The following is a 10,867-nucleotide window of genomic DNA, read 5'->3' on the forward strand; positions in this document are numbered from 1 at the left end:
CGTGGGCCGCGCGGGGATCGCTGTACGCGCGGACCGCGGCCTCGCCCTTGAGCACGTCGATGCTCTCGATGGTGTGCGGATCCAGGGTCGACATGGCGCTCGCGGGTGTTTCCACTCCATCGATCAGGAGCAGCCCCTCGAACGAGCCCGTTCCGCGCACCGTAACCCGGTGCGACTCGCCGCTGGTCGCACGGGTAGTCTCGAGGCGGCTGGTCTGGCCGCTGTTGCTCATCCTCGTGTCCCCGGAAGCCGTAGGAGGCTCGGCCGGCGCGGTGCCGGTAGCCCGCGTGCCCGTGGTGGTGACGTCACTCGGCACCAGCTCGTCGACGAGGACCTGCGTGGGCCCGCCGGCTTCCAGGCGGACTGACGAGTCGGAGGGGGGAGCGAGGATGGTGAAGATCTCGATCTTCTCCGAACTGGTCGGCGTCCCCGTCGCGCCGCGGGTGACCTCGATACGTTCGATTCGATCGCCGCTCAGGGCGCGGGCTTCCTCGGCCGTAACCTGCTTGCCGTCGACGATGTAGGTCGTGCTTCCGCCACTCGCGAGCGCCAGCTCGCCGACGCGCGCCTCCACGTCGGCGACGTCCATCTTTTCGATCTCGGCGCTGGTGGGCAGCGGTGCTTCGCAGGCGCTGGCCAAGGCCGCGGTGGCGAGCACGCCGAACAGGCTGGCGCGCAGGCGGGCGTAACGGGGAAGTCTCATGGTCATGGCGCGAAGTCTCCGTTCCAGGATGGAGGGCGATCCGGCGAGCGCCGGCGCACCCAGCGACAGTCCGGGCCCCCGCCCGGCGATGTCGATCAGCACCGCTCCGTATTCCTGCGGCCGCACCCCGTGCCGCAGCACGCGCGCATCGCAGTCCAGCTCCACGGCGGCCCGAAGCCTCCGCAGCATCCACCACGCGGCGGGGTTCCAGGCCATCACGGCGGCCGCCACGCATCCCACCAGCAGCACCAGCGGATCGCGGGCCCGCACGTGCTCCCGTTCGTGGATCACCACCAGCCGCTGCTCCCGCGGCGAGGCCCCCAGCAGCCACGCGGGCACCACCACCTCGGGCCTGCGGATGCCGAGCACCGCCGGTCCCGCGGCGGGCGCCACCCTCACCCGCTCGCCCGAAAGCTCCGCGACCGGCCATCCCCGCCGCGCACGGCGCGAGCGGAGGAGCGTGGCCGCGGTGAGCGCCAGCATCAGCGACGACAGCGCGATCCACCCCAGCGCCAGGCCGGTGCCCGCCCGCCCCCCGAGTGCCGCCGCCGAATCCAGCCCGCGGTTCAACTCCATGCGCGCCGCCCTCAACGATGCGGCCGCCCACGCGGCAAGCCCCTGAGGGGCGGGACGCTCCCGAGGGACCGCCACGTCCGACGACTGCGTGGCCTGCAGCACCACCGCCGGGCGGCTGCGCAGCGGAGCGGCGGCGGTGATCGCCACGGTCGCGAGCAGTGCACCCAGCCACACGAAGCGCACCGCCAGTCCGCGCAGCCGGAACACCTCTTCCAGCGTCCAGGCGGCGGCCGCGAGCAGCAGGCTCACCAGGAGCGCGTACAGCATCCACGAGGCGATCATGATTCGTCCTCCAGCCGCTCGGCGAGCAGGCGGCGCATGCGTTCCAGCTCGTCGCGGTTGAGCTTCCGGTCGGATACGAACTGGGCGAACATCAGCTCGGCCGACCCCTGGAACACGGCTTCGCGGATGCGCGCCATGGCGCTGCGGCCAGCCGTTTCGGGCTCCACGGTGGGGAAGTAGCGGTAGGCGCGCCCCTCGGCCTCGTGGCGCACGAAGCCCTTCTCCTCCAGCGTCTGCAGCGCCGATAGGACCGACGTGTAGGCCAGGTCTTCGCCTAGCCCCTCGCGCACCTCGCTCACCGTCCCCGAGCCGCTGCGCCAGAGGATGCTCATTACGTCCAGCTCGCGCGGGGTAAAGCTGATTTCGTCCATGATCGTCCGTTGCTACGGGTTCTTCCGTAGGTTAATCGTGGCGCTCGCGTTTGTCAACTGCTTTTCCCGTAGATGGCGGGAAGGCGGTGGGCGGGAGCGGGTGAACCGCCGATGGGGCAGGGGAAAGCGGCGGGCTCTGACGGCTTTCGCATCCCGCTCGGGGCTTCACCAGGATCCCCGCTGCACCTGCCGATAACATCTGTCATCCCGAAGAAGCGGCCCCGGTGCATCTGCCCGAACACCACAGACCGCAGCGACTGAGGGATCCGCCACACAGCACGCCACCCGCTCTGCAGCATCGGAGGCCCCGAGACGGTTCCTTCATTCGATGCGACGAACAACAACGCGTGACGGGCGTCGGTCCCGAGCAGCAGTGGGCAGGCCAAATGGGTTCGGCATGAAGCGAGGAGTGGTGCGTCGCGCGGAGTGTGTGGGGGATCCCTCAGTCGCTGCGGATTACAGTGCAGGTGCAGGTTCGGCGTGGCCGCTCCATCGGGATGACATCGAGGCGTGCCGCCGGGACCGTGGGGGCGGGGAGACCCGGGGGATTCGCAGTTGAGTTCTCCCCCTCCCCTGCGCAGCGGGGGATGGGGACCGGGGGGAGGGGGCTCCCGCGGCATTCAACGAGGCCGGTCGAACCGCGAGCGACGTTCTCCTCTCTCCCGCGCTGTTTGCGGGGGAGAGGTCGGGAGAGGGGGCGGCCGCGGGAGGCGCCGATTCCGATCGAACCGCGACCGACGTTCCCCCCTCTCCGTACGCAGTTTGTGCGGGGAGGGGCCGGGGGAGGGGCATCCCGGGCGACGGCGAACTCAGCCCTGCGCGGTCGTCCCGGTCGTCTCCGCCGGGCCGGCCGTTGGCGCCGCCGCGGACGGACGGGCGCGGTCCAGCAGCAGCCGGCGTTCGCGGGCGTTCTGCGTGAGGGATGCCGCGCGCTCGAACTCCGCCCGCGCCTCGTCGTGGCGCCCCAGCTTGGCCAGGAGGTCGCCGCGGACGCTGGGCAGCAGGTGGTAGGCCTTGAGCGACGGCTCGGCGACGAGTTGGTCGGCGATCTGCAGCCCCGCCGCGGGGCCGAACGCCATCCCCACCGCCACGGCGCGGTTCAGCTCCACCACGGGCGAGGGCTGCTGCTGGGCCAGCGCGGCATAGAGCGCGGCGATCCGCGGCCAATTGGTTTCGTCCGCGGTGCGGGCGCGCGCGTGGCACGCGGCGATGGCGGCCTGCAGCGCATACGGCCCCAGTGCGCCGCCCAGCTCCTCGGCGCGGCGCAGCGCCTGGAGCCCGCGGCCGATCAGCAGGCGGTCCCACCGGGCGCGGTCCTGGTCCATCAGCAGAACCGGCTCCCCGGTGGGGCCGGTACGCGCCCTCAGCCGCGAAGCCTGAATCTCCATCAGCGCCACCAGCCCGTGCACCTCCGGCTCGTTCGGCACGAGCCCGGCCAGGATCCGCCCCAGGCGCAGGGCGTCTTCGCAGAGCGCCGGACGCATCCAGTCGTCACCGGCGGTGGCGGAGTATCCCTCGTTGAAGATCAGGTACACGACCCCCAGCACGGACGAGAGGCGCCCGGCGAGCTCGTCTCCGCGGGGCACCTCGAAGGGTACTCGCGCCTCGGCCAGCGTCTTCTTCGCGCGGACGATGCGTTGCGCCACGGTCGGGACGGGCACCAGGAAGGCGCGCGCGATCTCCTCGGTGCTCAACCCGCCCAGCATGCGCAGGGTGAGCGCGACGCGCGCCTCCGTGGCGAGAACCGGGTGGCAGCAGGTGAAGATCAGGCGCAGCAGGTCGTCGCCGACGGGGTCGTCGAGGGCGGCGTCCAGGTTGGCCACCACGTCGTCCGCCCGCGAATCGTGCTCGTAGCCCAGCTCCTGGTGCTTGCGCTCCAGGAGCTTGTCGCGGCGAAAGTGGTCGATGGCGCGGCGCTTGGCGGCGGCCATCAGCCAGGCACCGGGCTTGTCGGGCACGCCGGTCTCCGGCCACTTCTCCAGGGCGGCGACGAGCGCGTCCTGCGCCAGGTCTTCGGCCAGGCCCACGTCGCGCACCATCCGCGCAAGGCCCGCAATGAGCTTGGCCGACTCGATTCTCCAGACCGCCTCGACTGCGCGGTGTGCGTTGGATGCCGTCATGGCCCCGATTAGACCGGATTCGCCGTGTGCGCGCAAGCCCGGAACGGAGCGGACCTTTCCCTTGGGCCGGGGCGGCTGACACATTATCCCTCCGCGGCACGTAGTCCGTTCAGCGCCCACGCACTCACGCTCCACTCGCACCTCACGAATCCCATGAAGCTCATCCTGCGCTGGCTCGCGTCTGCCGCCGCGGTCGGCCTGGCGGTCTACCTGCTTCCCGGCCTGGACTACGACGGCCGCATCGAAACGCTGTTCGTCGTCGCCCTGGTGCTGGGTCTGGTGAACGCCATCGTGCGGCCGATCGTCAAGATGATGGCGTGCGGCATCATCGTGCTCACGCTGGGGCTGGCGCTGCTGGTGATCAACGCGGTGATGCTGTACCTCACCACCTACATCGCGGGGCACCTGGGATACGGGTTCCACATCGACAGCTTCGTGGACGCCATCATCGGCTCGGTCGTCATCAGCCTGGCCACGTGGCTGCTGTCGCTCTTCACCAACGACGACGACAAGCGCCGCCGCTGACTGATCCGTGCGTTAGTGCGTGAGTGCACTTCCCTTTCGCACTTTCGCACTTTCGCACTTTCGCACTACCTTCCCGCCCCCCAGCACGACAACCCAGACCAGGCACACCGGTGCACACCAGCGACACCGAGGCGTTGAAGCGGGCCGCGGCCGAACGGGCCGCGGAGTGGATCCAGGACGGAATGACCGTGGGGCTGGGCACCGGCTCCACCGTGCGGCACCTGCTGGACGTGATCGCCGAGCGCCGCGCGGCCGGAGAGTGGCGGTCCATCGTCGGCGTGCCCACGTCCGACGACACCGAGCAGCGCGCGCGGCGCTTGGACATTCCCCTCGCTACGCTCGCCGAGCGTCCGCGGATGGACGTGACCATCGACGGTGCCGACGAGGTGGATCCGCAGCTTCGGCTGATCAAGGGGCTGGGCGCGGCGCTGCTGCGCGAGAAAGTCGTCGCGGCGGCATCCGCCCAGCTGGTGATCGTGGCCGACGAAACCAAGGTCGTTCAGCGGCTGGGGACCAAGGCCCCGCTGCCGGTGGAGGTCGATCCGTTCTCCGAACCCATCCAGCCCGATTTCCTGCGTTCCCTGGGTGCCGAACCCACGCTACGAGTGAAAGACGGACGAACGGTGGTGACGGACGGCGGCAACCACATCCTGGACTGCCGGTTTCCCGACGGCATCGCCGATCCGGAGGACATCGAGCGCCGGCTGCTGCTGCGGCCCGGCATCCTGGAATGCGGGCTGTTCCTGGGGATGGCGACGGCGGTGGTAATCGCGGGGAGCGGGGGGATCGAGGTCCGCACGCGGGAGGGCGGACGATGAGCCGCATCAAGATCGCGCCCTCAATCCTCTCGGCCGACTTCACGCGGCTGGGCGAGCACATCCGCGAGGCGGAGCAGGGCGGGGCGGACTGGATTCACGTGGACGTGATGGACGGGCACTTCGTCCCCAACATCACCATCGGCCCGCTGATCGCGGCGGCGGCCAAGCGCTCGACGGGGCTGCCCATCGACGTGCACCTGATGATCGAAAAGCCCGAGCGCTACCTGGCGGATTTCGCCAAGGCGGGGGCCGACTACCTGACGGTGCACGTGGAAACGAGCCCGCACCTGCACCGCACCATCCAGCAGATCCGCGAGCTGGGCGTGAAGCCGGGCGTCACGCTGAACCCCGCGACCCCGGCGGACGCCATCGCCGACATCCTGCCGTACGTGGACCTGGTGCTGGTGATGTCCGTGAATCCCGGCTTCGGCGGGCAGTCGTACATCCCCACCAGCACGGCCAAGATCGCGCGCATCCGCCGGATGCTGGACGAGCGCGGGCTGGGTCACGTGGAGCTGCAGGTGGACGGCGGCGTGGCGCCCGACACCATCGCGGACGTCGTGCGGGCGGGCGCGAGCTGTGTGGTCGCGGGATCGGCCGTCTACAACGCAAAGGCGCCGGTGGCCGAGAACATCCGCCTGCTGCGCGAGGCCGCCGGCCGGACGTAGCGCCGCGGGATGTCGTGCAGGCGCCGCGGCGTTCACTCCCCAAATATCGTGAGCGCATGACGAGGATCGTCCCGGGCAACCTGGAGCGACTGGCCCGCGAGGGCGAGGAGCGGCGCCGCGCGGCAGAGGCGGAACATGCCGCGGCCGAGCGCACGGCCGCAATCCGCCAGCGTCGCGAGGTCCGCCGCCTGGGCGCCAGCAACCTGCTGAACGCGCTGGCGGAGAATCCGCCGGGTCCCGCGGTTCCGCTGCTGCGGTGGACGATCAGCGCGGTGGTGGTGAGCAGCATCCTGTGGATCGGCGGGGACGTGGCAGGTGCGCCGGATGCCGTGTCCAGCGTGGGGCTCGTGGGCGTGCTCGTGATCCCCTTCTTGTACCTGGGCGTGCGCCGCTGGCGCGCGGTGCTCTCGCTGCGGCGCGAACGCGCGTGGCTGCTGGACCTGCCGTTCCCCGTCCGCGGATACTTCGCGCTCCTGAGCAGCACGCCCGAGGAGGAGCGCACCGCCACCGTCCGCTTCCGGCTGGAGGACGATGGTCCCGGCGAGGACATCATCCGCGGGCTGGCGGGGCGCTCCGGCGGGGCGGTGAAGGTGTCGCGTACGCGCGGCTCCTGGGTGGTGGAGAGCGGGGTGATCCACAGCTACACCAGCGACGACATCGAGGCCACCAACGGCCCGCTGCTGGGGTGGATGCGCGCCGTCATCACTGAAACGCTCCTTCCCCTCCATGCAGAGCACCGGGTGACCTCGGTGCGCTTTCGCGACTAGCCGCGCGGTTGTTTCGGCAGGGGCTGATACCACCGGTCGGCCGTCAGGCGGCGGGGGCTTCGGGAAGGCCCGCCCGGCTCGGCGGGCTCGAATCGCAGGCGGAACGTGCCCGGCCGAAACGGCGGCGCCTGCACCACGAAGGTGCTCGGGCCGCGTCGCCGCTCGCTGTTCACGTACATGTCGAAGTACAGGTGCATCGCGCGACCGCCGGAGTACAGCGATACGCGGCGCAGCCGGATGGCGCACCCCGCGCGCGACCATTGCAGCAGGTTTGCGGTGTCGCGGGCGGCCGGCGCGGGGGTGTACGGCGCGCTCATCCGGACCGGGCGTGGCGCGCCGGTGGTATCGCTCACCACGCTGTCCATCGCCGCGGGGTCCACGCGGCGGCCCGCGGAATCGCGTACCTCCAGCAGCACCGCGACGGGCCAGCAGCTCTGCGCGCCGGCGGTGCTCGCCGCGACCAGGGTCATCAGCAATCCAGCCATCCACGCAAGGCGCACGATCCCTCCTCCGGCTCGGGTTCCAGTCGGGTGGTTCCGCGAGTATCTTAGCGGCACCTCCTCCGCCGCACGATACACCCCCGAGTACATCATGAGATCCGTCCGCACCATCCTCCGCCTCGCGTGGGCGCTGCTGATCGCCGCGCCGCTGGCCGCACAGCAGCGCCCGCCACTCGCTCCCGGGGCGCGCGCCTTCGTGTCCGTCGATGAGCCCGTGGTGGCGCTCACGCACGTTCGCCTGGTAGACGGCACCGGGGCGCCGGCGCGCCAGGACCAGACGGTGGTCGTGCGCGGCACCCGCATCGAGTCCGTCGGGCCCAGCGCCACCACGGCGATCCCGGCGGGCGCGCGGGTGATGGACCTGTCCGGCCACACGGTGATCCCCGGCCTGGTGTCGCTGCACGAGCACACCTACTTCGGCGGGCTGAGCCGCAGCGTGCCGATGAACGCCAGCGCGTACCTGTATCTTGCGTTCGGCGTGACGACGGCGATGACGGCAGGCAGCCAGCTCCCGGACGAGGAAGTGGAGCTGAAGCGCGCGATAGACGCGGGGCAGATCCCCGGGCCGCGCCTGCACATCGCGGGGCCGTATATCACTGCGGGTACGCGGCGCACGGGCGCTTTCCGCGGCGTGGACTCGCCCGAGGAGGCGCGCCGCTTCGTGGACGAGTGGGCTGGGAAGGGCGCCACCTGGTTCAAGGTGATGAGCGGCCCTCGCGAGGTGCTGGCGTGGGTGATCGAGGCCGCCCACGCGCGGCGCCTGCGCGTGACCGGCCACCTGTGCGCGGTGACGTTCGGCGAGGCCGCGGAACTGGGGATCGACGCCCTTCAGCACGGGTTCATCACCGCGAGCGAGTACGTGCCCGGCAAGGCGCCGGACGTGTGCCCGCCCGGCAACCAACGCGCCCAGGCCGACGTGGACGTGGCCAGCCCGGCGGTGCAGGAGAGCATCCGCCGCATCGTCGCGACGGGCACGCCGGTGGTGAGCACGCTGGGCGTGTACGAGAGCTTCATCCCCGGCCGGGCGCGGCTGGACTCGGTCGCGATGTCCATGCTGGCGCCGGCCACGCGCCGGGAGGTAGAGGCGAACCACGCGGGGCTGGGGCAGTCCGGGTTTACCGTCCCGGAGCGGCTGCTGGAGAAGATGATGCGTTGGGAGCGGGATTTCGTCGCGGCGGGCGGGCTGCTGGGGGCGGGCTCGGACCCGTGGGGCACGGGGTTCCTTCCCGGCTTTGGCAACCTGCGCAACTACGAGCTGCTGGTGGAGGCCGGCTTCACCCCCGAGCACGCGATCCAGATCATGACCCTGAACGGCGCGCGCATCCTGGGCGAGGAAGCGCGCATCGGCTCCGTGGAGCCGGGCAAGGCCGCGGACCTGGTCGTCATCCGCGGCGACCCGCTCGGCACCCCGTCCGCGATCTACGAAGTCACGACCATCTTCCGCGACGGCCGCGGCTACGACTCCGCGCGCCTGCGGGAGTTCGCGAAGGGCAAGGTGGGCATCAACTAACCGGCGCGGTACAAATGATTGGGCTTCGCTCAGCCCTGCTCGGAAAGCGCCGCCGTGATCGCGTTGCACACGGTGACCCAAGCCCCATTCTGCTTCGGGGGGGACATCTGGTCCAGCGGCCGCTTCGGATCAATCGCGGACTGGTACTCAGCAATCGGCGTAACGTGGAATGACGAAGCCGAAAGCGGCACCCAGATGATCGTCAAACCAGAGGTTTTGGCTGCTTCGAGGAGTGGCGGGAGTTCGTTCTCCGCGATGAAGTTCGACTCCAGGAAATTGGGGCTCACAAGCAGAACGGCTATCTTCGCTGTCGCGATCGCCCGCTCAATTTCGTCGCGCCAGCGTTTTCCCGGCCGGATCATCGTATCGTCCCAAGCCGAAATTTTTCCCAGTCGCGCATGCGGTTTGAGGTGGGTCTGGAGGTCCTTCAACCAGCGCGAATCGTGGTGGCTGTAGCTCACAAAAACGTTGCTTGTCATGTTCTTCGGTGACGCGTCAGCTGGTGTGGATACGAGTGACCGGCTGGCGAATTCCTTTACCCAGTAGCGCTCGTATGGATGACCTACGAGTTGGCCCGGTTTCTTCAACTCAAAGCTTTCGGGACCCTCGGCCGATGCGATCTGGTGCTGGTTGGCCAGAAACGTCCTTTTGTCGATCAGGATTTGCCGACCGTGACGAGCATCCTCCATCAGATTGGCAGCGAGGTTCACGGTTGTTCCAACTGCCGTAAAATCTCGAACCGTTCTGCTGCCAACCGACCCAAGTATCGCGGAATCGCTGGCGATGCCGATCCCGACGTCCAAGAATGACAGCGCGAAATTTGTCGTGGCATTCCACTCGCCGCGTAATCGGTCGAAGCGGGTCACAATGAGTGAAGCCGACCTTAGCGCCCGGACCGCATGCTCGTCGCCTCGGAAAAGAGCTAGAATTCCATCCCCGAGGAACTTGTTCACCGACCCTCCGAACTCGGTGACTGAATCTGCCAACATACTGAGAAAGGCATTCAAAAGCTCCTGCGTCCGCTCGGGGCGGGTTACGAGCAGGCACAGTTGCGTGAAGCCCCGCATATCAGCAAAGAGCACGGAAAGCGTTTCCGTTCGGGCTGGCTTCCCAAGTTCGGTGAGGAATTCGATCGGGCTGGTGCTCGGGTGTGAGGTGATCGTAAAGCCCATGTGAGCTAGTAGGTCCTCGAACAATTTCGCATTCCGGATCGCGATTGCTGCCTGGGCAGCAAAGTGATCAAGAAGAGCCGAATCTCGGTCCGTGTAATTCCCCGTAATTTTATTTAGCAGCTGGACTACACCGATGCGCTCAGACCCTACTTCGAGGGGCACACACAACATCGACGCCGTTTTCATATTGGTTTCAGCGTCGATATCCTTGAAATGCTCCGGGTTTTCCCATACCGCGTCGGTTCGGGCGGGCACTCCCGTCGAGAATACCTGTCCGGCGATACTTCCGTGGATAGGTACTCCTTGGCTGCTCGTCTTGCCCCACTCGAAGAGCAGCTTTTCCGCGCTGGGTCCGGTGGCATGCGCGAAGTACAACGACTCTCGTTCAGGATTGAACAGGATCACGCTGCTGGCAGCCGAGTCGGTCAGTTCGTTCGCGTGGCGGAGAATGTTGTCCAGGAGTACCGGGAGATTAACCTCAGCCGTTAGTGCGCGGCTTACCTCTGCGAGCGTTGCCAGTTCCGCTGTATTTAGAAGATGTTTCACAAGATACTTCAGGGATTTCGGGGTGTGGAGCAGGAGAGTTCGGTCGGTGCCGCACGGATTTGGGGTGGTCACCATGCGTATAATTGGACACGGCCAGGCCAAGTTCAGAACGGATGGTGTTCAGGGTGTCCACGGGCCTCGATCAACCGTACGTACTGATCAGGCGACTAGGCCCCGGGTCGTCAACATCGTCCGAATCGAGAGCGGTACCTGCCCGAGAGCTCTTCGGGCAACTCGTCCTTAACGAGCCTGGCGCCGAACGCGTCAAAGTCGCCTTGTCAGCACACCATGGCCAGCCGCCGCGCCACT

General features: G+C 68.5%; 10 protein-coding genes. 5 read left to right on the forward strand and 5 right to left on the reverse strand.

Annotation, left to right across the window (positions count from 1 at the left end; all coding sequences use genetic code 11):
* From VIB55_RS19405 to VIB55_RS19415, 3 genes are all read right to left on the reverse strand, one after another.
* The coding region (locus tag VIB55_RS19405; RefSeq protein ID WP_331878320.1) for a M56 family metallopeptidase at positions 1 to 1,561 on the reverse strand (1,561 nt) is incomplete at its 3' end.
* Entirely contained in the window at positions 1,558 to 1,932 is a 375-nt protein-coding gene (locus VIB55_RS19410) for a BlaI/MecI/CopY family transcriptional regulator (RefSeq protein WP_331878321.1), read from the reverse strand. The genes VIB55_RS19410 and VIB55_RS19405, both read right to left, overlap by 4 nt.
* An 809-nt stretch (positions 1,933 to 2,741) precedes the next feature.
* Positions 2,742 to 4,052, reverse strand: coding sequence for an RNA polymerase sigma factor (locus VIB55_RS19415; protein WP_331878322.1), 1,311 nt, complete (start codon positions 4,050 to 4,052; stop codon positions 2,742 to 2,744).
* Positions 4,053 to 4,205: 153 nt separating this feature from the next.
* Here VIB55_RS19415 and VIB55_RS19420 point away from each other — a divergent pair, with 153 nt between their 5' ends.
* The 4 genes from VIB55_RS19420 to VIB55_RS19435 all read left to right on the forward strand — a co-directional run bounded on the left by VIB55_RS19420 (position 4,206) and on the right by VIB55_RS19435 (position 6,830).
* Positions 4,206 to 4,577, forward strand: coding sequence for a phage holin family protein (locus VIB55_RS19420; protein WP_331878323.1), 372 nt, complete (start codon positions 4,206 to 4,208; stop codon positions 4,575 to 4,577).
* 110 nt (positions 4,578 to 4,687) lie between these two features.
* Positions 4,688 to 5,395 (forward strand): ribose-5-phosphate isomerase RpiA, encoded by a 708-nt coding sequence (gene rpiA, locus VIB55_RS19425; RefSeq protein ID WP_331878324.1) that lies wholly within the window; start codon positions 4,688 to 4,690, stop codon positions 5,393 to 5,395.
* Positions 5,392 to 6,063 (forward strand): ribulose-phosphate 3-epimerase, encoded by a 672-nt coding sequence (rpe, locus tag VIB55_RS19430; RefSeq protein ID WP_331878325.1) that lies wholly within the window; start codon positions 5,392 to 5,394, stop codon positions 6,061 to 6,063. The genes rpiA and rpe overlap by 4 nt, the downstream gene beginning before the upstream one ends.
* Before the next feature lie 56 nt (positions 6,064 to 6,119).
* A complete protein-coding gene (locus VIB55_RS19435; protein WP_331878326.1) occupies positions 6,120 to 6,830 on the forward strand; it encodes a hypothetical protein in 711 nt (236 codons plus the stop codon).
* Here VIB55_RS19435 and VIB55_RS19440 read toward each other — a convergent pair.
* Positions 6,827 to 7,330, reverse strand: a complete 504-nt coding sequence (locus VIB55_RS19440) for a hypothetical protein (RefSeq protein ID WP_331878327.1) — start codon at positions 7,328 to 7,330, stop codon at positions 6,827 to 6,829. The two genes, VIB55_RS19435 and VIB55_RS19440, sit on opposite strands and share 4 nt — an antisense overlap.
* A 91-nt stretch (positions 7,331 to 7,421) precedes the next feature.
* Here VIB55_RS19440 and VIB55_RS19445 point away from each other — a divergent pair, with 91 nt between their 5' ends.
* Positions 7,422 to 8,840 (forward strand): amidohydrolase family protein, encoded by a 1,419-nt coding sequence (locus VIB55_RS19445; RefSeq protein WP_331878328.1) that lies wholly within the window; start codon positions 7,422 to 7,424, stop codon positions 8,838 to 8,840.
* A gap of 29 nt (positions 8,841 to 8,869) precedes the next feature.
* On the opposite strand, the gene VIB55_RS19450 is transcribed toward VIB55_RS19445, so the two are convergent.
* Positions 8,870 to 10,633, reverse strand: a complete 1,764-nt coding sequence (locus tag VIB55_RS19450) for a TIR domain-containing protein (RefSeq protein WP_331878329.1) — start codon at positions 10,631 to 10,633, stop codon at positions 8,870 to 8,872.
* Positions 10,634 to 10,867 lie beyond the last annotated feature (234 nt).

It is taken from the genome of Longimicrobium sp., assembly GCF_036554565.1.
Taxonomy (GTDB): Bacteria; Gemmatimonadota; Gemmatimonadetes; order Longimicrobiales; family Longimicrobiaceae; genus Longimicrobium.